Source organism: Micromonospora sp. Utrum1, from assembly GCF_057197805.1.
In genome coordinates, this window is the sequence record NZ_CM170071.1 from 1,152,697 (window position 1) to 1,176,069 (window position 23,373).

Genomic DNA, 23,373 nt, shown 5'->3' on the forward strand with positions numbered 1-23,373 from the left:
GCCGGCCGACGGTTCACGGGGTCAGGGGCGGCCCATGCCGCGGTACTCCCACCCGGCCTGTGTCCACAGTGTGGAGTCCAGGCAGTTGCGGCCGTCGACCACCTTGCGGCCGTTGACCAGCTCGCCCAGGGCGACCGGGTCGGCGTTGCGGAACTCGGCCCACTCGGTGAGGACGCAGACCAGGTCGGCGCCGCGGACGGCGTCGTTCATGGTCGCCTCGTAGGTCAGCTCCGGCACCGCGCGGCGGGCGTTCTCCACGCCCTGCGGGTCGAACACGTGCACGTCGGCGCCGGCCTTGCCGAGCAGGGCGGCGACCGCCAGCGCCGGGGCGTCCCGGACGTCGTCGGTGTTCGGCTTGAAGGTGGCGCCGAGCACGGCGATCCGGGTGCCGGAGAGGTCCGGGCCGGCCGGGCCGGAGCGGCGGCCGAGCAGGTCGGCGGCGAGCTGGATCACCCGGGTCCGCCGGCGCAGGTTGATCAGGTCCACCTCGTGCAGGAAGCGCAGCGCCTCGCCGGCGCCGAGCTCCTGGGCGCGGGCCTGGAAGGCCCGGATGTCCTTGGGCAGGCAGGCGCCGCCGAAGCCGAGGCCGGCCTGGAGGAAGCGGTTGCCGATCCGCGGGTCGTAGCCGATCGAGCGGGCGAGCTGGGTGACGTCGCCGCCGGCGGCCTCGCAGACCTCGGCCATCGCGTTGATGAAGGAGATCTTGGTGGCCAGGAAGGCGTTCGCCGCGACCTTGACCAGCTCCGCGGTGGCGAAGTCGGTGACCACCAGCGGCACCTCGCGGTCCTCGGTGGCAGCCAGGTCGAAGACGCCCTTGTGGGCGGCGTAGAGCATGCCGTTGGCCCACTCGCTCTTGACCCCGACCACGATCCGGTTGGGCCGCAGCACGTCGTCGACGGCGAAGCCCTCCTGGAGGAACTCGGGGCTCCAGGCCACCTCGACGCCCAGGTCGGCCGGGGTGTGCTTGCCGACCAGCTGCTCCACCCACTCGGCGGTGCCCACCGGCACGGTGGACTTGCCGACGATCAGGGCCTTGCGGCTCAGGTGCTGGGCGAGGTTGGTCACCGACGCCTCGACGTAGGACAGGTCGGCGCCCATCCCGTCGGCCCGCTGCGGGGTGCCGACGCAGATGAAGTGCACGTCGCCGAAGTCGGCGGTCTCCTGGATGTCGGTGCTGAACCGGAGCCGGCCGGTGGCCAGGTTGCGCCGGAGCAGCTCGTCGAGGCCAGGCTCGTGGATCGGCACCTCGCCGGCGTTCAGCTTCGCGATCTTGTCCGCGTCCACGTCGAAGCCGAGCACCTCGTAGCCCAGCTCGGCGTAGCAGATGGCGTACGTCGCGCCGAGGTAGCCGGTGCCCAGGAAGGTCACCCGGGGTCGGGCTGCGCCCGAGGGCGGCGTCACCGCGGCGATGGCGGGCATCGGCTGGGTGTTCGGGTACGGGATCGTCACGCCTGTCTTCTCCGCTCGCACTGGCGGCGCTTCCTTGCGTCGCGTTCTGCTGGGGCGCCAGGGCCGGCACCGAGGGGAACTCTGAGTGTGAGGGTAGTTGTGGCCTGTCGCCCCCGCTCGTGCGCGAGCCTACCCGCCGGTAAGGTCCGGCTGAACCCTGGTGGCTATCCTTCAGTCTGCGGCAGTCGGCAGCCTTCGGGCGCCACAGTCTGCGCATGATAGCGGTGAAAGGGGAGGGCTGACATGCCCGCAGAGCAGTCGTTCGACGTCTACCGGTTGCCGGAGGAGCACGACGCGATCCGGGAGGCGGTCCGGGAGGTCTGTGCGGCGAAGGTCGCCCCGCACGCCGCTGAAGCGGATGAGACGGGCGAGTTCCCGAAGGCGTCCTACGACGCGCTGCGGGCCGCCGACTTCCACGCCCCGCACATCCCCGTCGAGTACGGCGGCGCCGGTGCGGACGCGCTGGCCACGGCCATCGTGATCGAGGAGGTGGCCCGCGCCTGCGCCTCGTCCTCGCTGATCCCGGCGGTGAACAAGCTGGGCACCATGCCGCTGATCCTGGCCGGCTCCGAGGAGCTGAAGCGGAAGTACCTGACCCCGGTGGCGGCCGGCGACGCGATGTTCTCCTACTGCCTCTCCGAGCCGGAGGCGGGCAGCGACGCCGCCTCGATGACCACCAAGGCGGTCCGCGACGGCGACCACTGGGTGCTCAACGGCGTGAAGCGGTGGATCACCAACGCGGGCGTGTCGGAGTACTACACGGTCTTCGCTGTGACCGATCCCACAGCCCGGTCCCGGGGTATCTCCGCCTTCGTGGTGGAGAAGTCCGACGCCGGGGTGAGCTTCGGCGCGCCGGAGAAGAAGCTCGGCATCAAGGGTTCGCCGACCCGCGAGGTCTACTTCGACAACGTCCGGATCCCGGCCGACCGGATGATCGGCGCCGAGGGCACCGGCTTCGCCACGGCGATGCGGACCCTGGACCACACCCGGGTCACCATCGCCGCGCAGGCGGTCGGCATCGCGCAGGGCGCGCTGGACTACGCCAAGGGCTACATCCAGGAGCGCAAGCAGTTCGGCAAGCCGGTCGCCGACTTCCAGGGCATCCAGTTCATGGTGGCCGACATGGGCATGAAGCTGGAGGCGGCCCGCCAGCTCACCTACACCGCCGCCGGCAAGTCCGAGCGGGGCGACGCCGACCTGACCTACTTCGGCGCGGCGGCCAAGTGCTTCGCCTCGGACGCCGCCATGGAGATCACCACCGACGCGGTGCAGCTGCTCGGCGGCTACGGCTACACCCGGGACTACCCGGTCGAGCGGATGATGCGCGACGCCAAGATCACCCAGATCTACGAGGGCACCAACCAGGTGCAGCGCATCGTCATGGCGCGCCAGCTGCTCAAGGGCTGACCCTCCGGGGCGACGATCGGGCGGGCGGGCCGGGTGACCGGCCCGCCCGCGGTCGTCAACGGATCTCGGTGGTGCCCTCCGGCCGGGTGGTCGCGCGCGGGGGCGCGGACCACGGCGACTCGCCGCCGGTGCGGCGGGGCAGGGGTTCGGTGGGGTTGTCGGGATAGGCCAGCGTGAGCGGGGCCGGATCGCCGTCCTTCTTCGGGTCGGCCGGTGGCCAGTCGCCGAGCGAGGGGTTGTGCTCGACCGGCTTGTCGGCCGAGGTCAGCTCCGCCTCGGCCGGCGGCCCGACCGCCCGCTGCCGCCAGCGCTGGCCGCTGAACACGGCCATCAGCAGCAGCACGCCGACCAGGAACAGCGTGCCGTTCTCCAATGGCTGGCGCAGCGGCAGCGGGTCCCCGAGCATCTTCCAGTCCTCGGGGATCCGGTTCCGGACGGTGAAGGGCGCGACGAACAGCCCGAGGTAGGGGACCACGAGCAGCAGCCCGGCCACGGCCGGACCGAGTGGTGAGAAGCGCAGCGTGCCGAGCAGGCCGAGCAGGATGCCGGCGACGCCCAGGTAGACGGCCGGCTCGATCAGGTTGGGCGTGCTGTACGTACCGATCTCCACCCATCGGTGCACGGTGCGCCCAGATCCGTCCTGACCGAGCGTGACGAGCACCCAGGTGACGGGCGCCACCACCAACCCGGCGAGGAAGCTCCAGAGATGTCGCATCCGCGCACCGTACCGTTTTCGGCATGACAGATCACCCCTCCGCCCCGCAGGGCAAGCCGACCTCGTACTCGCGGGTCACGCTGAGTCGCATCATGACCGCTGTCGATGTCAATCTGTACGGGACCGTGCACGGTGGGGTACTGATGAAGTTCGTCGACGACGTCGCCGGGGCGGCGGCGGCCCGGCACAGCGGGGGCACCGCGGTCACCGCCTCGATCGACGAGATCGTCTTCTCCGAGCCGGTCCGGGTGGGCGACCTGGTGCACGCGCACGCCCAGGTCAACTGGACCGGCAACACCTCGATGGAGATCGGGGTGAAGGTGGTCGCCGAGCGCTGGGACTCGGCAGAGGACGAGCCGGTCCGGGTCGCCACGGCGTACCTGGTCTTCGTGGGGGTGGACGTGGGCGGCGCGCCGCGCACGGTCCGGCCGGTGCTGCCGGAGACCCCGGAGGACGAGCGGCGCTACCGGGAGGCGGAGATCCGCCGGGCCCACCGGCTGGCCCGCCGCCGGGCGATCCAGGCCCACCGGGCCGGCTGACGGCGGCCGGCCCACACACCCTGCGGGCCGGGCGTGTGGGCCGGCCACGCCCCGTCACCGGCACCCGGTGCGGAGAATGGCCTGGCGAGGTAGGGCAAGATGGCGCCACGGCCCATGCACAGTGTCGTGAGGGGGCCTCAGGGAGGGTGGAACAGTGGGTGACGTGCTGTGGACGCCGCCGGCCGACGTGCGTGAGCGGTCCCGGATCGGCGACTACCTGCGCTGGCTGACCGAGCACCGGGGGCTGGAGTTCGCCGACTACGACGCGCTGTGGCAGTGGTCAGTCACCGACCTGGCCGGCTTCTGGCAGTCGATCTGGGACTACTTCGAGGTGGTCGCGCACACCCCGCCGACCGCCACGCTCACCGATCGGACCATGCCGGGCACACGCTGGTTCCCCGGCGCCACGCTCAACTACGCCGAGAACGTGCTGCGGATGCCCGGCCGGGGCGACGACGACCCGGTGGTGATCGCGCACGGGCAGACCCGCGCACCGGAGACGCTGACCGCCGCGCAGTTGCGCGACCGGGTCCGCCGGGTGGCGGCCGGCCTGCGCCGGCTCGGTGTGGGGCAGGGCGACCGGGTGGGGGCGTACGCGCCGAACATCCCGGAGACCTACGTCCTGCTGCTCGCCACCGCCAGCCTCGGCGCGATCTTCTCCTCCTGCGCGCCCGAGTTCGGCACCCGCAGCGTCACCGACCGCTGGCAGCAGATCGAGCCCACGGTGCTCGTGGCGGTCGACGGCTACCGCTACGGCGACAAGCCGGTCGACCGGCGCGCCGAGGTGGCCGCCATCCGGGCCGCCCTGCCGTCCCTGCGGCACACCGTCGGCATCGCCTACCTCGATCCGGCCGGGGCGCCGCCGGAGGGCGCGCTCTCCTGGGCGGAGTTGGCGGCGCAGACCGACGAGGCGCTGTCCTTCACGCCGGTGCCCGTCGACCACCCGCTCTACGTGCTCTACTCCTCCGGCACCACGGGGCTGCCCAAGCCGATCGTGCACGGCCACGGCGGCATCCTGCTGGAGCACCTGAAGATGCTGGCCCTGCACCACGACCTGGGCCCGGCCGACCGGTTCTTCTGGTTCACCACCACCGGCTGGATGATGTGGAACTTCCTGGTCTCCGGGCCGGCGGTGGGCGCGGCGATCGTGCTCTTCGACGGCAACCCGGGCCACCCCGACTTGGGCGCGCTCTGGCGGCTGGCGGCGGAGACCGGCACCACCTACTTCGGCACCTCGGCGCCGTTCCTGCTGGCCTGCCGCAAGGCCGGGCTGGTCCCGAAGGAGATCACCGACCTGTCCGCGCTGCGCGGGGTCGGCTCGACCGGCGCCCCGCTGCCGGCCGAGGGCTTCACCTGGGTCTACGAGAACGTCGGCGACCACCTCCAGCTCCAGTCGCTCTCCGGCGGCACGGACGTCTGCACCGGCTTCGTCGGCGGCGTGCCGCTGCTGCCGGTGCACGCCGGCGAGATCACCTGCCGGGCGCTCGGCGCGAAGGTGGAGGCCCGCTCGGCCGACGGCACGCCGGTGATCGGCCAGCTCGGCGAGTTGGTGATCACCGAGCCGATGCCGAGCATGCCGGTCGGCTTCTGGAACGACACCGACGGCTCCCGCTACCGGGAGGCGTACTTCGAGCTCTACCCCGGGGTCTGGCGGCACGGCGACTGGATCACCGTCAACGAGCGCGGCGGCTGCGTGATCACCGGCCGCTCCGACGCCACCCTCAACCGGGGCGGCGTCCGGCTCGGCACGGCCGAGTTCTACTCGGTGGTCGAGGGGCTGGACGAGGTGGTCGACTCGGTCGTGGTGCACCTCGAGGACGACGAGGGCGGGGCCGGCGAGCTGCTGCTCTTCGTGGTGCTGGCCGAGGGCCTGGAGTTGGACGACGAGCTGCGGAAGAAGATCTGCCGGGAGCTGCGTACCGCGCTGTCGCCGCGGCACGTCCCCGACGAGATCCACCAGGTCCGGGCCGTCCCGCGCACCCTCTCCGCCAAGAAGCTGGAGGTGCCGGTCAAGAAGATCCTCACCGGCACCCCGGTGGACAACGCCGCGGCCAGGGGCGCCCTGGCCAACCCGGAGTCGCTGACCGCCTTCGCCGCCTTCGCCCAGCGCCGCGCCGAGTCCGACCACCCCACCCGCGCCTGACCCTCCCCCTGCCCTCCCCGCCTCGGCGATCTTGCACTCTCGGCCCCGACGAAAGGGGTGAATCCCCCGGACCGGGGGCCGCAACTGCAAGATCGCGAGGGGGAGGGGTGAGGGCTCGGCTCAGGTCAGGGCGCGGGTGACCTTTTCCGTTGCCGTGCGGGCGTCGAGGCGGGTCGGGTCCAGGTTGGCGCAGGCGACCAGGGTGGCGCCGGCCGTGAGCGGGGCCAGCAGCCAGTCGACCGGGTCGGGGTGCCGGGTCACGTCGATCAGCAGCCGGTCGCCGGGAGTGAGGCAGAGCTCCGTGGCCCGGGCCTCCGCGCGGGCCAGCAGAGCTTCGTCCCCGGCGCCGCCCCCCGGGTACGGGCTGAAGTGGTCGCCGTGGCCGCGTACCGCCGACACGAAGTCGGCGAAGCCGGCCGGCACCTCCCGCATCGGCATCGCGAACGGGTCGAGGGCCAGCGCGTAGCGCTCGCCCGCCGACCAGGCGCCCGCCTCGTCGACCCCGCCGGCGGCGGCGAAGAGCACGTCCACGTCGCCCGGTGTCTCGGCCACGGTCAGCTTCGCCGACCAGCAGCCGAGCAGCACGGCGGCGGTCTGCCAGTGCGGCGGCAGCAGCACGGCGGCCGAGTCGCCGGGGGCGAGGGCGACCTCGTCGACCAGTAGGTTGGCCGTCTTGGCCACCCAGTTCGCCAGCGTCGCGCCGGAAAGTTCGGTGCGCTCGCCGGTGGCGTCGTCGTACCAGGTCAGCAGCGGGCGGGCGGGGTCGGTCGCGATCGCGTCGGCGAACACCCGGGCAATGTTGTCGGCCATCGGCGCGAACGATACGCGCCCGGGACGCGTACTCGATGACAACGACAAGTCGGCGTACCGTCGGGTCGCAGTCAGCGTCGGGCACCCGGCCCGGCGTAGGCTTGCCGACAGTGTTGTTCCCCACAGACGCGCCAGCCTGAGGAGTCGCCCCGTGACCGCCGGTCGCCCGCCCCGCGTGCTCATCGACGCCACGAGTGTCCCCGCCGATCGCGGCGGCGTCGGTAGATACGTCGACGGCCTGCTCGGTGCCCTCGGCCGGGTCTGCGGCTCCGGCGTCGACCTGGCCGTGGTGAGCCTCCGCACCGACCTGGAGCGCTACACCCGGATGCTGCCCGGCGCCGAGGTGATCCCCGCCCCGGCGGCCGTCGCGCACCGCCCCGCCCGGCTCGCCTGGGAGCAGACCGGCCTGCCGCTGCTGGCCCAGCAGGTGGGCGCCGAGGTGCTGCACTCGCCCTTCTACACCTGCCCGCTGCGGGCCGGCTGCCCGGTCACGGTCACCGTGCACGACGCGACCTTCTTCACCGAGCCGGAGCACTACGACAAGTCGCGCCGCACCTTCTTCCGCAGCGCGATCAAGACCTCGCTGCGCCGCGCCAACCGGGTGATCGTGCCGAGCAAGGCCACCCGGGACGAGCTGATCCGCCTGCTGGACGCCGATCCGACCCGGATCGACGTGGCCTACCACGGGGTCGACCAGGCCGCCTTCCACGCCCCGAGCGAGGAGGAGAAGGCACGGGTCCGCGCCCGCCTCGGGCTCGGCAGCAGCAGCTACGTCGCGTTCCTCGGGGCCAAGGAGCCGCGCAAGAACGTACCCAATCTGATCCGCGGCTGGGTCCGCGCGGTGGCCGACCGGGAGAACCCGCCCGCGCTGGTCATCGCCGGCGGTCAGGGGCACGACGACGACATCGACCGCGCGGTGGCCGAGGTGCCGTCGCACCTGCGGCTGCTCCGCCCCGGCTACCTGCGCTACGCCGACCTGCCCGGCTTCCTCGGTGGCGCGCTGGTCGCCGCCTACCCGTCCTACGGCGAGGGCTTCGGCCTGCCCATCCTGGAGGCGATGGCGTGCGCGGCGCCGGTGCTCACCACCCCGCGGCTCTCCCTGCCCGAGGTGGGCGGCGACGCCGTGGCGTACACCAGCGAGGACCCGGAACAGATCGCCACCGACCTGACCGCGCTGCTCGACGACGAGCAGCGTCGCCTCTCCCTGGCCAAGGCCGGTTTCGACCGGGCCAAGGAGTTCACCTGGGAGTCCAGCGCGGAGGTGCACATCGCTGCGTGGAGCCGGGCGCGTGCCTGAGTGTCACCTGCGGGTACGTCCGACCCCCGGCCCGTAGTGGGACGGTTCGGGCATGATGTGCTGATGTTCTACGCCGTCATCCCGGCGGGTGGCAGTGGCACGAGGTTGTGGCCGCTGTCCCGTGCCGGCCACCCCAAGTTCCTCCACCCGCTGACCGGCACCCCGGCCTCGCTGCTCCAGGCCACGGTGGACCGACTGTCGCCGTTGACCGCGCCCGAACGCACGCTGGTGGTCACCGGGGCCGCGCACGTCGCGGCGGTGGCCCGGCAACTGGCGGGCGTGCCGGAGGAGAACATCCTGGTCGAGCCCTCGCCGCGGGACTCCTGCGCGGCGATCGCGCTGGCCGCGGCGGTGATCGCCGAACGCGAGCCGGAGGCGGTGATGGGCTCCTTCGCCGCCGACCACCTGATCGGTGACCCGGCGCGCTGGGCCGAGGTGGTCCGGCAGGCGATCCGCGGCGCCGAGCAGGGTTCGCTGATGACCGTGGGCATCACCCCGACCCGGGCCGAGACCGGCTACGGCTACCTGGAGACGGGTGAGCCGGTGGGTGACGGCCCGCTGCGCCCCGTGATCGAGTTCAAGGAGAAGCCGGCCGCCGACGTGGCGGAGGGCTACGTGCGCTCCGGCCGGCACCTCTGGAACGCCAGCATGTTCGTCTGGCGGGTGGATGTCTTCCTGGCCGAGCTCGCCCGGCAGCAGCCGGCCCTGCACGCGGGGATCGCCGCGATCGCGGCGGCCTGGGGCACCCCCGAGCAGGACGACGTCCTCGGCACGGTCTGGCCGACCCTGCCGAAGATCTCCGTCGACTACGCGGTGATGGAGGGCGCGGCGACCGCCGGCCGGGTGGCGACCGTCCCGGGCGACTTCGGGTGGAACGACGTCGGCGACTTCCACACCCTCGGCGAGGTGCTCCCCGCCGACGCCGCCGGCAACGTGGTGCTGGGCGGCGACGCCAAGCCGGGTGTGCTGCTGCGAGACAGCACCGGCGTGGTGGTGGTGCCGCAGTCCGGCCGGCTGGTGGCCGCGATCGGGGTCCACGACCTGATCGTGGTGGACACCCCGGACGCCCTGCTGGTCTGCCCGCGCGACCGGGCGCAGGACGTGAAGAAGGTGGTCGACGAGCTCAAGGAGCGCGGCGAGGAGGGACTGGTCTGACCGGGTCCCGGGTCAACGGGCGGCAAGCCGGGCCAGCGCCGGCGCCACCAGCTGGACGGTCCCGTCGGCCAGCGGCGCGGGCAGCCGGTCCGGCGGGAACCAGCCCAGCGCCTCGGACTCGGCGCTGACCCGCTCGGTCGCCCCGGCCGGGGCGAGCACGGCGAACCGGACGTCGTAGTGCAGGGAGCCGCCCTGGCAGGCCACCGGGTGGACGTCCACGTCGATCGGCACCGGGTCGACCACCAGGCCGGCGATGCCGGACTCCTCGGTGGCCTCGCGCAGCGCGGCGGCCGCCAGGGTCCGGTCGCCGGGCTCGCAGTGCCCGCCGAGCTGCACCCACTTGCGGAACTTGCCGTGCAGGCAGAGCAGCACCCGGGCGCCGGTCGGGTCGAGCACCAGCGCGCTCGCGGTGACGTGCCCGGACCGGTGCGCCCGGCTCATCGCCACCGGCCCGGCGGCCAGCAGCGCCAGGGTGCGGTCGCGGTTCGCGGCGGCCGCCGCGCTGGTCGCCGTCCAGTGGCGCAGCACCGCGGTGGCGTCGGCGTGCAGGTCGGCGTACGTCTCGGTGTCCGGCACCCCGCCACTGTACGGGCGCGCCCTCCGTACCCTGGCCGGGTGACCCTGCGACTCGTGGAGTTCGTCGTGGCCGGCAACGAGGCCAGCGACCTGCTGCCGGTACGCTCCCCGGCCCTGCTGCGCGCCCACGGCGCCCGGCGCGGGTTCTGGACCGTCCTCGACGAGGGCCCGGTGGAACAGTGCCTGGCCCTGCTGCTGGAGCGGGCGGACGGCGCGTGGGTGGCGCACCACGTGGCCGCCGACGCCGGCCCGGAGAACGGCCGCACCGAGGACGGCGAGGCGCTCGCCCACCACGACGGCTGGGTGTACGTCTTCGGCTCGCACTTCGGCTCCAAGGCCGGCCCGCTGCGCCCCCGCCGGGCGTTCGCGGCCCGGTTCCGGGAGGACGACGCCGCGCGCGGGACGCTGCCGCTGCACGTGGTGCGCAACCGGTTCCGGCTGCACCGGGCGATCAACGACGCGCTCGCCGCCGCGCCGCTGACGCCGCTGCCGCCGGGGGACCGGGTCCGGCAGCGGTTCATCGTGGAGACCCTGGCCCGGGGCACCGCCCGGGCCAAGAGTTGGGTGAGCCGGCTGGCCGAGGACGACCTGCCGCTCAACGTCGAGGCGGCGGCCTTCACTCCGGCCGGGACGGTGCTGCTCGGGCTGCGCTTCCCGGTGACCGCCGAGGGCGAGCCGATCCTGGTCGAGCTGGCCGGGGTGGCGGACATGTTCGGCGAGCCGCCGGGCTGGCCGCGGGCCGTCGGGGCGTACGCCCTGACCGGGGTGACCCCGGCGGGCGCGCTGACCGGCTTCCGGGCCGTCACGCCGACGCCGGGCGGCGGCTACGCGGCGGTGATCGGCTCGATCGACGCGGTCGGCAAGGGCTCGGTGCTGCTGGACGACCATCCGCACGGCGGCGCGGTGACGTCGCGGCACGTCCGGTTCCGGCACGACGTCGGCCCGGACGCCCGGGTGGCGGGGAAGCTGGTGGCCGAGCTGGCGCCGTTCCACCACGTGGAAGGGCTGGCCGAGCTGGACGGGCGCTGCTACTACGTCACCGACGAGGACCATCGGGTGGCGCTCTGGCTCGATTGAGCGGTCGCCGGACGACACCTCCACGGAGAACAGCCGCAGACCCTCGTGGTGCCGCCCGGCCGACCGGTGTGCCCGCTGACCGACGAGCTGGTCGTCGGCCGCCGTGCTCCGGCATCGGCGGGCAAGGGAAGTGTGCCCAATCCGGTCGGGCACCGTCGAGGTTTTTCATTCCACGCTTAAAGATGGAGATAAGTGCCGGCGGGTACAGTGCTCAAGGTGGCGGGCACTCCCTCTGTCCGCCCGGGAGAGCTCCATGCTGAAGGTCATTTTCTCCCGCGAGGACATCCTGCGGACCAGGGTGGCCCCTGCCGCGGATCCCGTCTGGGAACTGGTCCTCAGCCTGCACCTGCTCCAAGGCCGCGGGCGTGACCCGCTGTTGACCGGGTGGCGACGCACCGTGGCCGACGGGCTGCGGACGGACAGCGCCGCCGAACGCTACCGCCTGCTGCTGGCGCTCAACCCGCCCCGCGGCTACTTCCCCGACTTCCTCACCCCGTACGCCAGCAAGGACGGCCTAGAGGCAGGGCTGGAGGCGGTCCGGGGCACGCCGGTCGACCTGCTCCGCCGGGACCTGACCCTGCTCGGCGAGGAGAACCTGCTGCCCTCGTCGGCGACCGCGCTGGCCCGCGGGGAGCCCGAGGTGCTGCGCCACCTGACCGACTCGATGGTCCGGTACCAGTCGCTGGCGGTCACCCCGTACTGGTCGCGGATCCAGGCCGCCGTGGAGGCGGACCGGGCCCGCCGCGCCCGGGCCATGCTCGACGGCGGCGCCGAAGGGCTGCTGGCCAGCCTCCGGCCGAGCATGCGCTGGGCCGACGGGGTGCTGGAGGTCCTCGACTACCCGGACAGCCGGGAACTGCACCTCGACGGTCGGGGGCTGCTGCTGGTCCCCTCGTTCTTCTGCGCGCGCACCCCGGTCGCGCTCCTCGACCCCAACCTGCCGCCGGTGCTGGTCTATCCCGTCGACCGGCTCGGCGGCCTCATGCCGGAGCCGGGCAGCGGCGCCCGCGGGGACGCCGACGCCGCGCAGCGGGAGGCGCTGGCCGCCCTGCTCGGCCGGACCCGGGCGGCCGTGCTGGAGGCCGCCGACGAGGGCTGCACCACCGGCGAGGTGGCCCGCCGGCTGCGCATCTCCGCCGCCGCGGCCAGCCAGCACACCACCGTGCTGCGCAACGCCGGGCTGCTGGTCAGCCACCGCGACCGCAACACCGTCCTGCACACCCTGACCCCCCTCGGCCGCGCCGTCCTCGACGCCTGACCTCCGGCCGGCCCACCGCCAGAGGTCAGAGGGCGAGGCTGGCGCTGGCGGTGCTGCCGGGCGGCGGGGGGAGCAGGGCCGACGAGACGCCCTCGGCAGCCAGCGCGATGCGCAGCCGTTGCAGGTCGGCGCCGAACCGGACCAGGTCCGCCGGGTCGAGCGGCGCCGGTGGCGCGCCGAGGACCAGGCCGGTGGCCTGCGCCGGCCAGCCGGGCACGGTGGCGACCAGTCCGGCGCGTACCGCCTCGTCGGTGACGTGGGTGAAGACGGTGCCGGACGCGACCACTTGGGCGACGGCGGCGATGGCCCGGTCGACGGCGGCCGGATCGGCCGGGGTCGGGCCGGGACCGTCCGCCAGGGTGGCCGCCTCCCGCAGGCCGGCGGCGCGCGCCTCGGCGGTGCCCAGGGAGAAGAGGTCCAGTGCGGCGTCCCGGACCAGCGTCCGGGCACCCTCGTCGTCGTCCCGGGTCTCGCCCAGGTAGCCGCGGATCACCGCGACCGGCACCTGGTCGCACTTGCCCTTGATCAGCTCGCCGGCACCGGCCAGCTCGTCCACCACGGCCATCTCGGTGAGCTGGAGCTCGTTGCCGTAGGGGTCGATCTCGCCTCGGTGGTCGCGGATCGCCGGCATGCCGGCCACCCCGAGCGCCACGTCGGTGAGCCCGTTGCGCCACGGCCGGCCCATGGTGTCGCTGACGATGACCGCGACGTCGAGGTCGTACCGTTCGCGCAGCGTGGCGCGGAGCGCGCGGGCGGAGCCGTCCGGATCCTCGGGCAGCAGCACCAGCCGGGTCTTGTCCACGTTGGACGCGTCGATGCCGGCGGAGGCCATCACGAACCCGTGGTGGGTCTGCACGATCCGGGTCGCGCCGCGGGTGGCCACCACCCGGGCGGTCTCCCCGGCCAGCACCTCGTCCCGGGCGGCGAGCCGCTCGGGCCCGTCGGCCGGCACGTCGACCAGCCGGCCCTCCGCCTTGGACACGATCTTGCTGGTCACCACCAGCACGTCGCCGTCGCGCAGCCAGGGCGCGGCGGTGGCGATCATCGCCGCCAGGTCGTCGCCCTCGGTCACGTCGCCGATGCCCAGCACCGGCAGGATCTCCAGCCTCACATCAGCTCCAACGCGGCCCGGACCATCGCCACCGTCGCCGCCTCGTCGGTCATCCGCAGCGGCGCCGGACGCACGGTCACGTCCGGCACTTCGGTGCCCTCGTCCTCGGGCGCGACCAGCCAGGCGTCGAGCAGGCCGCCGGTCGACCGGGCGCCGTAGAGGCCGCCCACCCCGGCCGCGCTGCACTCGACGCCGAGCACGGACAGGCAGCGGTCGGCCATGCCGCGGACCGGGGCGCCGCCGATGATCGGGGACACCCCGACGACCGGGGCCGGCCCGTCGGCGACCGCGTCGCGCAGGCCCGGCACGGCCAGGATCGGGGCGATGCTCACCACCGGGTTGCTCGGCGCGACCAGCACCACGTCCGCGGCGCGGATCGCCTCCAGCACCCCGGGTGCCGGCTTGGCCGTCTCCGCGCCGACGAAGACGAACCGGTGCGTCGGGAGGTCGGCCCGGTAACGCACCCACCACTCCTGGAAATGGATCGCCCGCTGGCCGCCGTCCACCTCGGCTGTGCCGGCACCGTTCGCGACTGCGGGGCTCGCAAGCTCACTCCTCGCGCTCACCACGACATGCGTCTCGAGCCGGTCGTCGGTGGCCGGCAGCAGGCGTACGCCGGGCTGCCAGCGGGTGGCCAGCGCCTCGGTGACCTGGGACAGCGGATACCCGGCGTTGAGCATGGTGGTGCGTACCAGGTGGGTGGCGAGGTCCTTGTCGCCCAGCCCGAACCAGGCCGGCTCGGCGCCGTACGCGGCCAGCTCGGACTTGACCGTCCAGGTCTCGCCCACCCGGCCCCAGCCCCGCTCCGGATCGGCGCCGCCGCCCAGCGTGTACATCACGCTGTCCAGGTCGGGGCAGACCTTCAGCCCGTGCAGCAGCAGATCGTCGCCGACGTTGACCACGGCGGTCACCTCGGCTCCCACCTCCCGGGCGTACGCCCGGACGCCGAGCAGGAACCGGGCGCCCCCGATGCCGCCGGTCAGAACCACGATGCGCATGGCGTCCATCCTTCCGCACGCGCGGCCGTCGATCGCCCGGTGGCCGGAGAGACTACGCTCACGTCGGCAACTGTCCGTTTTCGTCCCCAGGGGGAGTCCGTGACCAGCCCCGCCGAGCCCGCGTCCGGCGACACCACGCAGGCCAGCCAGTTGACCAAGCCGTTGCGCGACCTGGCCGCGCTCGTCCTGCTCGGCGCGAACGCCGTGCTCCTCTTCGTCGGCCTGCTGCGGCTGCTGGTCCCCGTCGACGACTACAGCACGTTCAGCGGCCGGGCCGGGAGCAGCTTCTTCTCCTTCGTGGGCCTGGAGTCGACCGTCCTGCCGGTGCTGGCCGTGCTGCTCGCCAGCCACGTCCGCCCGGTGCTGTCGAAGGCGAAGCTGATCACCCAGGTGGCGCTGGTCGAGTACGCCGTCGGCGCCGCGTTCGGCACGCTGACCCTCCTGATCTGGCTGGTCGGCCGGCTCGCCGACGGCGAGGTGCTGGACGCCTTCCTCGGCCTGCTCACGCGGGTGGCCTGGCTGGCCGTCTTCGGGGTCGCCGCGTTCGTGGTCTTCAAGATCTGGCGCACCCTCTACTACGTCCCGAAGCCCAAGCCGCAGCCCGGTGTCTACGGCCAGGCACAGCCCGGCTGGCCACAGCAGCCCGGCCCCGGTCAGCCCGGCGGTTACCCCGCGGCGGGCGGCTACCCGCAGGCCGGCGTGCCGCAGCAGCCGGGCGGCTACCCGCAGTCCGGCCCGTACGGCCCGCAGTCCGCGCCGCCGTTCAACACCGCCCCGCCGCACGCCCCGCAGTCGAGCCCGCCGTTCGGTGGCCCGCAGTCGGGCCCGCCGTTCGGCGGCCCGCAGTCCGCGCCCCCGTACGGCGGTGCGCCGCACCCGGCGCCGCCGTTCGGCCAGCCGCCGTCGGTCGACCCGACCCAGGCCATCCCGCGCCAGCCGGTCGACCCCGGCCAGCCCGCCCCGCCGGACGGCGATCGCACGCAGCGCTTCGACCGGGAGGACCCGAACCACCCGCGCTGAACCGCCGGGCGCTGCCCGCCTCCTTGACCGGGGGCGGGCGGCCCGGCGCCGGGCAGCGCATAGGCTGGGCGGATGGTTGATCGCAGCGATCCCGCCCCGACCGAGGCGAGCGTCCGGCGGGCCCTGGGCCGGGCCGCCACCGGCCGGGCGCTGGACGTGGCCGAGGCGAGCGCGCTGCTCGCCGCGCGCGGCACGGCGCTGGACGAGCTGCTCCGGATCGCCGGCGAGATCCGCGACGCCGGGCTTCGGGAGGCCGGCCGCCCGGGCGTCGTCACCTTCTCCAAGAAGGTGTTCATCCCGCTGACCCGGCTCTGCCGGGACCGCTGCCACTACTGCACCTTCGCCACGGTGCCGCACCGGCTGCCCGCCGCGTACCTGGAGAAGGACGAGGTGCTCGCCATCGCCCGGGAGGGCGCCGCGCAGGGCTGCAAGGAGGCGCTGTTCACCCTCGGCGACCGCCCAGAGGAGCGCTGGCCGGCGGCCCGGCGGTGGCTGGACGAGCGGGGCTACGACTCCACCCTCGACTACCTGCGCGCCTGTGCCGTGGCGGTGCTGGAGGAGACCGGCCTGCTGCCGCACCTCAACCCGGGCGTGCTGTCCTGGTCGGAGCTGCAACGCCTCAAGCCGGTCGCGCCGAGCATGGGCATGATGCTGGAGACCACCGCGACCCGGCTCTGGTCCGAGCCGGGCGGCCCGCACTACGGCTCGCCGGACAAGGAGCCGGCGGTGCGGCTGCGGGTGCTCGACGACGCCGGCCGGGTCGGCGTGCCGTTCACCACCGGCCTGCTGATCGGCATCGGGGAGACCCTGGCCGAGCGGGTCGACGCCCTCTTCGCGATCCGCCGGGCGCACCGGGAGTACGGCCACCTCCAGGAGGTGATCGTGCAGAACTTCCGCGCCAAGCCGGACACCGCGATGCGCGGCATGCCGGACGCGGAGCTGCACGACCTGGCCGCCACCGTGGCGGTGGCCCGGGTGCTGCTCGGCCCGAAGGCGCGCGTCCAGGCCCCGCCGAACCTCATCGAGGGCGAGTACGACCTGCTGCTGCGCGCCGGCATCGACGACTGGGGCGGCGTCTCGCCGGTCACCCCGGACCACGTCAACCCGGAGCGGCCCTGGCCACACCTGGACGAGCTGGCACGGCATACCGGGCAGGCCGGCTTCACCCTGCGCGAGCGGCTGACCGTCTACCCGGAGTACGTCCGGGCCGGCGACCCGTGGCTGGACCCGCGCCTGCAGCCGCACGTCACGGCCCTGGCCGACCCGGAGACCGGGCTCGCCGTCGAGGCGGCCCGCCCGGTGGGCCGGCCGTGGCAGGAGCCGGAGGAGGTGTTCGGCGGGCGGACCGACCTGCACGTCACCATCGACACCACCGGGCGGACCGGGGACCGGCGGGGCGACTTCGACGACGTCTACGGCGACTGGTCCGAGGTGGCCGCGAAGGTCACCGTACCGACCGCCGTGGTGAGCGACCCCGACCTGCGTGCCGGCCTGCGGCTGGCCGCCGACGATCCGGCCGCGCTGCTCGAACCGGGGCACGAGGCGAAGGCGCTGGCGCTGTTCGGCGCGGACGGCCCGGCCCTGGACGAGCTCTGCCGGATCGCCGACGACGTCCGCCGGGACGCGGTCGGCGACGACGTCACGTACGTCGTCAACCGCAACATCAACTTCACCAACGTCTGCTACGTGGGCTGCCGGTTCTGCGCCTTCGCGCAGCGCGAGAGCGACGCCGACGCGTTCCGGCTCTCCCTGGACCAGGTCGCCGACCGGGCCGAGGAGGCGTGGGCGGCCGGCGCCACCGAGGTCTGCCTCCAGGGCGGCATCGACCCGAAGCTGCCGGTCACCGGCTACGCCGACATCGTCCGGGCGATCAAGGCCCGGGTGCCGGGGATGCACGTCCACGCCTTCTCCCCGATGGAGATCGTCACGGCCGCGGCGAAGGCGGGCGTGCCGGTGAAGGAGTGGCTGCTCCAGCTCCGGGAGGCCGGCCTGGACACCATTCCGGGCACCGCCGCGGAGATCCTCGACGACGACGTGCGCTGGGTGCTCACCAAGGGCAAGCTGCCGGCCGCCGCCTGGGTCGAGGTGGTCAGCGCGGCCCACGAGCTGGGCATCCGGTCCAGCTCCACGATGATGTACGGCCACGTCGACCACCCGGGCCAGTGGCTCGCCCACTTCCGGGTGCTGGCCGGCGTGCAGGACCGCACGGGCGGGTTCACCGAGTTCGTGGCGCTGCCCTTCGTGCACACCAACGCGCCGATCTACCTGGCCGGCATCGCCCGGCCCGGCCCGACCTGGCGCGAGAACCGGGTCGTGCACGCGATGGCGCGGCTGCTGCTGCACGGCCGGATCCCCAACATCCAGTGCTCCTGGGTGAAGCTCGGTGACGCCGGCACGGTGGCGATGCTCCAGGGCGGCTGCAACGACCTGGGCGGCACCCTGATGGAGGAGACCATCTCCCGGATGGCCGGCTCCGGCAACGGCTCGGCCCGGACCGAGGAGCAGCTCCGGGGGATCGCGGCGGCGGCGGGCCGACCGGTCCGCAAGCGCACGACCGCGTACGGTCACGCCGGCGCCTAGATGAGTTGTTCCGAAGTTCGGTCAGTGGTCGTAGGCGATCAGTGACCGGGTGACGGGTGCGCCGGTGTTGTTGTTGTGCCAGATCGCGGCGGTCATGGCCAGGAGGCGTTGGGCGACGCGTACGGCGACGCCGGCGAAGGTCCGTCCGCCGTGTTGTTCCAGGTCGGGTTGGTCTTTGAGGGTGTCGTTGACCGACTCGATGAGCTGTCGGACCTTCTTGAGCATCGGTTCGCCGTAGCGGGCCTTCTCCTTCTTGCGTGACGGGCGGAGCAGTTCGATGCCCTGCTCGGCCAACTGCCGTTCGAACGGCTTGGAGGCGAATCCCTTGTCGCTGATCAGCAGGATCCCGTCGTGCTCGGCCACCACGTCCGCCTCGACGTCCACCATCGCGGCGAGGACTTCCCGTTCGCCGATCTTCGGGTTCGCCAGGGCCCACAGGATCGGCATCCCGGTCGGGGTGTACACCAGGTACAGGCGTAGTCCCCAGAAGAACCGGGAGTGCGAGGCGCAATAGCCATACCCGGCCCACCCGGCCAGGTCCGATCGCTGGGTGGTGGGGCGGGACATGCCGCACGGGATCGGGGTGGAGTCGACGATCCAGTGGTTGTCGAACCAGAAGTCACTATCGCGGGCCAGGTCCCGGATCGCCTTCTTGACCAGCGGCAGTGCGGCGCGGAGCCGCTTGTTGTAGCCCGGCCGCTGCGGCAGGTACGGAAACCAGGCGCGCAGGTGGATGCCGGCGTAGCGGATCCAGTGCGCTTCCGACCGGGCGCCGAGCAGGACCTGCGCCACGGCCAGGCACACCAGCTCGGAGTCGGTCAACAGCGGCGGCCTGCCACGCCACCGGGGCGTGCGGATGCTGTCGTCGATCTTCACGTACAGTGCGGTCAAGAGGGTATCCAGGTCTTGCGTCACAACATGATCCTGGATGCCCTCTCCTCATGCCCAGACATCGACCCCTGACTTCGGAACTACTCGTCTAGCGTCGAACCTTTCTGCGCCTGCGGCCGTACCAGTGGATGCCGGCGGCGGTCGCGGCGAGGACCGCCGCCGGCGCCCCCAGCCCGGGGCACCCGGCGGCGTCCGGGTCCCGGTCCACCGTGGGCGCTGCGGCGCCGGCCCGGAAAGGTTGCCCATGACCACTGATGAGCCGAAGCGGCGGCCCTGGCCGCGACTGACCCGCCGGCAGACGTTGACCGCCGCCGCCAGCGCCACCCTGGGCGCCGCCGCACTCACCGTGCCGGGCCTGTCCGCCGCGCAGAACGCCCCCTCCGCGGGCCGGCGCGACGAGCCGATCGTGGTCCACCTCCGCGACGCGGCCTCCGGCGCGCTGGACGTCTTCGTCGGCACGACCCGGATCCAGGTACGCGACCGCGGCCTGGCCGAGCGCCTGGTCCGCGCCGCCGGCCGGCGCTGACCCTCCTCGCGCCGCACCGGCGCGACCCCTTCCGGCGCGGGCTCTCGGCGCCGGTCCCGACTTCCGCTCCCCCCGACGAAGGTGTGGTCCGCCATGTCCTCTCACCGCGAGGCCCCGGAGATCGCCAAGGATCCGGTCGCCGACAGCTCCGACCTGTACGCGTTCGTCAGCCCGAGCCAGCCCGACACGGTCACGTTGATCGCCAACTACGTGCCGGTGCAGCTCCCCTCCGGCGGCCCCAACTTCTTCGAGTTCGGCGACGACGTCCGGTACGAGATTCACGTTGACAACGATGGAGACGGTTATCCCGACGTCACCTATCGCTTCGAATTCACCACCGAGATCACCAATCCGAACAGTTTTCTTTACAACACCGGCCCGATCGAGTCGCTGGACAGCAAGAACTGGAACCGGCGGCAGTTCTACCGGCTGACCCGGGTGGCCGACGGCCGGGAGCACGTGCTGGCCCACAAGCTGCCCTGCCCGCCGTGCAACGTGGGACCGCTGTCCACCCCCAAGTACGCCGACCTGGTGCGGCAGGCGACGTTCCGGCTGTCGACCGGGGAGAAGGTCTTCGCCGGCCAGCGGGCCGACGGCTTCTTCGTCGACCTGGGCGCCGTGTTCGACCTCGGCACGCTGCGCCCCTTCCAGCAGTTGCACGTGGCCGGCAAGAAGCTGTTCAAGACCGAGGGCGAGCCGGTCAACGCGCTGGACCGGTTGAACGTGCACAGCCTCGCCGTGCAGGTGCCGCTCGACAAGGTCCGCCGCCGGGCCGGTCGGTACGGCTACGCCGACCGCGCCTCGACCATCGGCGTCTGGACGACCGCGTCCCGACAGCAGGTCCGGGTGCTCGGCGACCGGGTGGCCGCGGACACCGCCGCCGGTCCCTTCACCCAGGTCTCCCGGCTGGGCAATCCGCTGTTCAACGAGGTCGTCGTGCCGATGTCCAAGAAGGACCTGTGGAACACCCTGCCGCCCGCCGAGGACAAACGCTTCGCCCAGTTCGTCGAGCATCCCGAGCTGGCCGCGCTGCTGCCGGCGCTCTACCCGGGCGTGTTCCCCAGCCTGGATGCGTTGAACAAGTCGAAGAAGCCGCGGGCCGACCTGGTGGCGATCCTGCTCACCGGGGTGCCGGCCGGACTGATCGACGGCTTCGCCACCACGACCGGCGACGTGCAGGCCGACATGCTGCGGCTGAACACGGCGATCCGGCCCAGCCGGAAGCCGGACCCCTTCGGGGTGCTCGGCGGTGACCTGGCGGGCTTCCCGAACGGCCGGCGGGTCGGCGACGACGTGGTGAGCATCGCGCTGCGGGCGATCGCCGGGGTGACCGTGCCGCTGGTGGACAAGACGTTCAAGCCGGACGCCGCGGCGGCCGCGGTCACCCCGGGGCTGAGCGCCGCCGACGTGACGGGGCCCTTCCTCGGCGACTTCCCGTTCCTCGGCACTCCGTACGACGGGTTCGGCAACCCGCCGGCGGCGAAGTCCTGAGCGGGGAGGCCACGTGCACCAGCACACGCTCGGCCCCTCGGAGAGCGGCAGTGTCGTGCTCGACCTCGGTGGCGACTGCGGCGCGCTGATCATCCATACCGGACGGGACCTGCACGGTCGGGAGATCGAGATCAGCCGCGCCGACCGGGACGGGCCCCGCACCCACTCAGCCGTACGCGAGCGGCACGTCCGCGACGGGGTCTTCCACAGTGCCGTCTACCCGGACCTGCCCGCGGGCCTCTATACCGTCTGGTGGGACGACCGCGCCCCCGCCGGAGCGATTTCCGTCACCGGCGGGGCGATCGCCGAATTCGTCTGGCCGGCCAGCTCACCGCCGGGGGCGGGCTGACCGCACAGGCTCCAGCACCGTCGCGCCTCGTCCACATGTTGGGCGGGGCGCGGTCGGCGTCTGCCGCCTCGAGGGGCGGTACCGCTCGGGCCGGGTTAACCTGGGGCCCCACCAATGCTGATCTTGGACGGTGTCAACACGGCCGCTCGGGGGTGGCCCGCCGGAGCCTCCACCGGGGGCCGCCGGCGGTGTCCACACCGGGTGCGCCACGGCAGAAAACTTCGGGCAACTCGCCGGGGAGGGCGTTACTCGTCCGGGGTCTGAATCGATAGGGCAGGTTGCGAGGGTTGGGCGGCTGCGACGGTCGTCCGGAACGTGTCGGGAGGGCGACTCCATTATCAAGTTCGGCTTGACGGCGCACGCATTACACGCGTGTAATTTGAATGGGGTTGTTCGCGCGGAACGCAACAAATTGTGACCGGACGAACAAGCACGCCTTTCGCGTGGGGGGTTGCAGCGGCGATGACGCCGGTGCGCGACAAGGAGGCAATGGATGGACGGCCAGCTCGAGGTGGCCGACCTGCTCGGAAACGCGCCGGAGTGGCAGGAGCGGGCGCTCTGCTCGCAGACCGACCCGGAGGCGTTCTTTCCCGAGAAGGGCGGCTCGACCCGCGAGGCGAAGCGCATCTGCTCGCGGTGTGAAGTGAAGACGGAGTGTCTCGAATACGCGCTCGGCCACGACGAGCGGTTCGGGATCTGGGGTGGGCTCTCCGAGCGGGAGCGGCGCAAGCTCAAGCGGCGGGTCGCCGCCTGACGCGCGTACCGGACCGGGAGGTGGTGGGGGCCACCCGGGGTCCGGGGCCGGCGACCCGGCCGGCGGGGGCCGGCCGGGACGCGGCGGTCGTCCGACGGCGGCTCAGGCCAGTTCGTCGGGGTCGACCCCGAGCAGGTTCGCCACCTGCTCGATGATCACGTCGTGCACTAGGTCCGCGAGGTCCTCGCGATCCATGGCACGGAACTCCAGCGGCCGCCGGTAGAGCACGATCCGCGGCGGCACCTCCTGCCGGCCCGGGCGCCCCGGCAGCAGCCGGGCGAGCGGCACCTCGCCGTCCTCCAGCACGTCCGAGTCGTAGACGTTCAAGTCCGGCGGGACGTCCTCGACGGCGAACTCGACCCCGGCCAACTCCTTGGCGAACCGGCGTTCGAGCGTCTCCACCGTGTCCAGCACCAGGTCGTCGAAGACCTCCGCCTTGGTCCGGGCCAGCGGCACGGTGGCCGGCACCAGCCGCCCCCGCAGCCCCCGCCCGTGGCGGTCGCGGTGGGTGCGCCGGCCGGAGCCGGGGCGGCGGTTTTCCGGGCTCGTCATGACGCACAGGGTATCCCCCGCGCCCGGGCTGCCCGCCGTCGTGCCGCCGGCCCGGCGCGCCGAGCCGCCGATCGGACGAATGTGATCACCATGACGGGCGTGTCGCAACGCGAAGCGGTGCGCCGCACCCGGTAATGGGGATACCCTGCCGCCGTGAGGTCACCACGGCGCTGCTCCCGTAACGGCTGCCCCCGGCAAGCGGTCGCCACATTGACCTATGTCTACAACGAGTCCACAGCCGTGGTGGGCCCCCTGGCCGCGTTCGCCGAACCGCACACGTACGACCTGTGCGAGCCGCACGCCCGCAGCCTGACCGCCCCGCGCGGCTGGGACGTGGTGCGCCACGAGGGCGAGTTCGAGCCGCCGCCGCCCACGACCGACGACCTGGTCGCCCTGGCCGAAGCCGTCCGCGAGGCCGCCCGCCCCGCACCGCCGCGCCCCCCGGCGGACGACGACCACTCCGCCCCGCACACCCCCCAACAGGGCCGCCGCGGCCACCTCCGCGTAATCCCCCCCAACCACTGACCCACCGGGCCCCGGCCTCGACTCCAGCTCGCCAACCGGCGGCATCCAGGGTTGCCGGCCTCCGCGAGGTCCAGGGCGCCCGTCAACCCGCCGTTGGCCCGGACACCACCTCGCCGAGCCGGAGTCAAACAAGCACCGACCACCCGGCCT

General features: G+C 73.3%; 22 protein-coding genes. 14 read left to right on the top strand and 8 right to left on the bottom strand.

Annotation, left to right across the window (positions count from 1 at the left end; genetic code table 11):
• Positions 1-21: 21 nt before the first annotated feature.
• Complete coding sequence (locus AC0OLQ_RS05810) at positions 22-1,449, bottom strand: UDP-glucose dehydrogenase family protein (protein WP_484530483.1); 1,428 nt, start codon at positions 1,447-1,449, stop codon at positions 22-24.
• Between the two features lie 243 nt (positions 1,450-1,692).
• Here AC0OLQ_RS05810 and AC0OLQ_RS05815 point away from each other — a divergent pair, with 243 nt between their 5' ends.
• Positions 1,693-2,856, top strand: coding sequence for an acyl-CoA dehydrogenase family protein (locus AC0OLQ_RS05815; RefSeq protein ID WP_357335361.1), 1,164 nt, complete (start codon positions 1,693-1,695; stop codon positions 2,854-2,856).
• Between the two features lie 55 nt (positions 2,857-2,911).
• Here AC0OLQ_RS05815 and AC0OLQ_RS05820 read toward each other — a convergent pair whose 3' ends face one another.
• Entirely contained in the window at positions 2,912-3,571 is a 660-nt protein-coding gene (locus AC0OLQ_RS05820) for a hypothetical protein (RefSeq protein ID WP_357337018.1), read from the bottom strand.
• 23 nt (positions 3,572-3,594) lie between these two features.
• Here AC0OLQ_RS05820 and AC0OLQ_RS05825 point away from each other — a divergent pair, with 23 nt between their 5' ends.
• The gene (locus tag AC0OLQ_RS05825) at positions 3,595-4,110 is read left to right on the top strand and encodes an acyl-CoA thioesterase (RefSeq protein WP_484530484.1); all 516 of its coding nucleotides are present in this window, start codon (positions 3,595-3,597) and stop codon (positions 4,108-4,110) included.
• A 154-nt stretch (positions 4,111-4,264) separates the two neighbouring features.
• Positions 4,265-6,253 carry an acetoacetate--CoA ligase gene (locus AC0OLQ_RS05830; protein WP_484530485.1) on the top strand — a complete coding sequence of 663 codons (1,989 nt, stop codon included), beginning with the start codon at positions 4,265-4,267 and terminating at the stop codon, positions 6,251-6,253.
• A gap of 120 nt (positions 6,254-6,373) precedes the next feature.
• On the opposite strand, the gene AC0OLQ_RS05835 is transcribed toward AC0OLQ_RS05830, so the two are convergent.
• Entirely contained in the window at positions 6,374-7,063 is a 690-nt protein-coding gene (locus AC0OLQ_RS05835; protein ID WP_484530486.1) for a TIGR03089 family protein, read from the bottom strand.
• Between the two features lie 151 nt (positions 7,064-7,214).
• Between AC0OLQ_RS05835 and AC0OLQ_RS05840 the strand changes: the two genes are divergently transcribed.
• Positions 7,215-8,360: a glycosyltransferase family 4 protein gene (locus AC0OLQ_RS05840; protein ID WP_484530487.1), complete on the top strand. Its 1,146-nt coding sequence runs from the start codon at positions 7,215-7,217 to the stop codon at positions 8,358-8,360.
• A gap of 63 nt (positions 8,361-8,423) precedes the next feature.
• Positions 8,424-9,515 carry a mannose-1-phosphate guanylyltransferase gene (locus tag AC0OLQ_RS05845; RefSeq protein WP_484530488.1) on the top strand — a complete coding sequence of 364 codons (1,092 nt, stop codon included), beginning with the start codon at positions 8,424-8,426 and terminating at the stop codon, positions 9,513-9,515.
• A 12-nt stretch (positions 9,516-9,527) separates the two neighbouring features.
• Here the strand turns inward: AC0OLQ_RS05845 and AC0OLQ_RS05850 are convergent, their stop codons facing one another.
• On the bottom strand, positions 9,528-10,091 hold the full coding sequence (locus AC0OLQ_RS05850; RefSeq protein WP_484530489.1) for an NUDIX hydrolase: 564 nt from the start codon (positions 10,089-10,091) through the stop codon (positions 9,528-9,530).
• A 39-nt stretch (positions 10,092-10,130) separates the two neighbouring features.
• On the opposite strand from AC0OLQ_RS05850, the gene AC0OLQ_RS05855 reads away from it, so the two are divergent.
• The gene (locus AC0OLQ_RS05855) at positions 10,131-11,168 is read left to right on the top strand and encodes a hypothetical protein (RefSeq protein WP_484530490.1); all 1,038 of its coding nucleotides are present in this window, start codon (positions 10,131-10,133) and stop codon (positions 11,166-11,168) included.
• Positions 11,169-11,421: 253 nt separating this feature from the next.
• Positions 11,422-12,426 (top strand): ArsR/SmtB family transcription factor, encoded by a 1,005-nt coding sequence (locus tag AC0OLQ_RS05860; RefSeq protein ID WP_484530491.1) that lies wholly within the window; start codon positions 11,422-11,424, stop codon positions 12,424-12,426.
• A 25-nt stretch (positions 12,427-12,451) separates the two neighbouring features.
• Here AC0OLQ_RS05860 and AC0OLQ_RS05865 read toward each other — a convergent pair whose 3' ends face one another.
• Positions 12,452-13,537 carry a coenzyme F420-0:L-glutamate ligase gene (locus AC0OLQ_RS05865; RefSeq protein ID WP_484530492.1) on the bottom strand — a complete coding sequence of 362 codons (1,086 nt, stop codon included), beginning with the start codon at positions 13,535-13,537 and terminating at the stop codon, positions 12,452-12,454.
• Positions 13,534-14,535, bottom strand: a complete 1,002-nt coding sequence (gene cofD / locus AC0OLQ_RS05870) for a 2-phospho-L-lactate transferase (RefSeq protein ID WP_484530493.1) — start codon at positions 14,533-14,535, stop codon at positions 13,534-13,536. Before cofD ends, AC0OLQ_RS05865 begins: the two co-directional genes overlap by 4 nt.
• A 99-nt stretch (positions 14,536-14,634) precedes the next feature.
• On the opposite strand from cofD, the gene AC0OLQ_RS05875 reads away from it, so the two are divergent.
• Both AC0OLQ_RS05875 and AC0OLQ_RS05880 read left to right on the top strand, forming a co-directional pair.
• Positions 14,635-15,555 (top strand): hypothetical protein, encoded by a 921-nt coding sequence (locus AC0OLQ_RS05875; protein ID WP_484530494.1) that lies wholly within the window; start codon positions 14,635-14,637, stop codon positions 15,553-15,555.
• Between the two features lie 72 nt (positions 15,556-15,627).
• On the top strand, positions 15,628-18,135 hold the full coding sequence (locus AC0OLQ_RS05880; protein WP_484530495.1) for a bifunctional FO biosynthesis protein CofGH: 2,508 nt from the start codon (positions 15,628-15,630) through the stop codon (positions 18,133-18,135).
• Positions 18,136-18,156: 21 nt separating this feature from the next.
• Here the strand turns inward: AC0OLQ_RS05880 and AC0OLQ_RS05885 are convergent, their stop codons facing one another.
• Positions 18,157-19,050 (bottom strand): IS982 family transposase, encoded by an 894-nt coding sequence (locus AC0OLQ_RS05885; protein WP_484530496.1) that lies wholly within the window; start codon positions 19,048-19,050, stop codon positions 18,157-18,159.
• Between the two features lie 220 nt (positions 19,051-19,270).
• On the opposite strand from AC0OLQ_RS05885, the gene AC0OLQ_RS05890 reads away from it, so the two are divergent.
• The 4 genes from AC0OLQ_RS05890 to AC0OLQ_RS05905 all read left to right on the top strand — a co-directional run bounded on the left by AC0OLQ_RS05890 (position 19,271) and on the right by AC0OLQ_RS05905 (position 22,146).
• A complete protein-coding gene (locus AC0OLQ_RS05890; RefSeq protein WP_357337098.1) occupies positions 19,271-19,552 on the top strand; it encodes a hypothetical protein in 282 nt (93 codons plus the stop codon).
• 93 nt (positions 19,553-19,645) lie between these two features.
• Complete coding sequence (locus AC0OLQ_RS05895) at positions 19,646-21,043, top strand: DUF4331 domain-containing protein (RefSeq protein ID WP_484530497.1); 1,398 nt, start codon at positions 19,646-19,648, stop codon at positions 21,041-21,043.
• 13 nt (positions 21,044-21,056) lie between these two features.
• On the top strand, positions 21,057-21,392 hold the full coding sequence (locus tag AC0OLQ_RS05900; RefSeq protein ID WP_484530498.1) for a phospholipase: 336 nt from the start codon (positions 21,057-21,059) through the stop codon (positions 21,390-21,392).
• Between the two features lie 493 nt (positions 21,393-21,885).
• The gene (locus AC0OLQ_RS05905) at positions 21,886-22,146 is read left to right on the top strand and encodes a WhiB family transcriptional regulator (RefSeq protein WP_013284161.1); all 261 of its coding nucleotides are present in this window, start codon (positions 21,886-21,888) and stop codon (positions 22,144-22,146) included.
• Positions 22,147-22,248: 102 nt separating this feature from the next.
• Here the strand turns inward: AC0OLQ_RS05905 and AC0OLQ_RS05910 are convergent, their stop codons facing one another.
• Positions 22,249-22,698, bottom strand: a complete 450-nt coding sequence (locus tag AC0OLQ_RS05910; protein WP_091260118.1) for a metallopeptidase family protein — start codon at positions 22,696-22,698, stop codon at positions 22,249-22,251.
• A gap of 153 nt (positions 22,699-22,851) precedes the next feature.
• Between AC0OLQ_RS05910 and AC0OLQ_RS05915 the strand changes: the two genes are divergently transcribed.
• Entirely contained in the window at positions 22,852-23,223 is a 372-nt protein-coding gene (locus AC0OLQ_RS05915; RefSeq protein ID WP_484530499.1) for a DUF3499 domain-containing protein, read from the top strand.
• The last annotated feature ends 150 nt before the right edge of the window (positions 23,224-23,373 follow it).

What these genes read in the sequence shown, in the direction of transcription:
- AC0OLQ_RS05815 (WP_357335361.1), top strand. Translation starts at nt 1,693, where the DNA reads ATGCCCGCAGAGCAGTCGTTCGACGTCTACCGGTTGCCGGAGGAGCAC.
- AC0OLQ_RS05825 (WP_484530484.1), top strand. Translation starts at nt 3,595, where the DNA reads ATGACAGATCACCCCTCCGCCCCGCAGGGCAAGCCGACCTCGTACTCG.
- cofD (WP_484530493.1), bottom strand. Translation starts at nt 14,535, where the DNA reads ATGCGCATCGTGGTTCTGACCGGCGGCATCGGGGGCGCCCGGTTCCTG.
- AC0OLQ_RS05905 (WP_013284161.1), top strand. Translation starts at nt 21,886, where the DNA reads ATGGACGGCCAGCTCGAGGTGGCCGACCTGCTCGGAAACGCGCCGGAG.
- AC0OLQ_RS05910 (WP_091260118.1), bottom strand. Translation starts at nt 22,698, where the DNA reads ATGACGAGCCCGGAAAACCGCCGCCCCGGCTCCGGCCGGCGCACCCAC.
- AC0OLQ_RS05845 (WP_484530488.1), top strand. Translation starts at nt 8,424, where the DNA reads ATGTTCTACGCCGTCATCCCGGCGGGTGGCAGTGGCACGAGGTTGTGG.
- AC0OLQ_RS05895 (WP_484530497.1), top strand. Translation starts at nt 19,646, where the DNA reads ATGTCCTCTCACCGCGAGGCCCCGGAGATCGCCAAGGATCCGGTCGCC.
- AC0OLQ_RS05880 (WP_484530495.1), top strand. Translation starts at nt 15,628, where the DNA reads ATGGTTGATCGCAGCGATCCCGCCCCGACCGAGGCGAGCGTCCGGCGG.
- AC0OLQ_RS05835 (WP_484530486.1), bottom strand. Translation starts at nt 7,063, where the DNA reads ATGGCCGACAACATTGCCCGGGTGTTCGCCGACGCGATCGCGACCGAC.
- AC0OLQ_RS05860 (WP_484530491.1), top strand. Translation starts at nt 11,422, where the DNA reads ATGCTGAAGGTCATTTTCTCCCGCGAGGACATCCTGCGGACCAGGGTG.
- AC0OLQ_RS05890 (WP_357337098.1), top strand. Translation starts at nt 19,271, where the DNA reads ATGACCACTGATGAGCCGAAGCGGCGGCCCTGGCCGCGACTGACCCGC.
- AC0OLQ_RS05820 (WP_357337018.1), bottom strand. Translation starts at nt 3,571, where the DNA reads ATGCGACATCTCTGGAGCTTCCTCGCCGGGTTGGTGGTGGCGCCCGTC.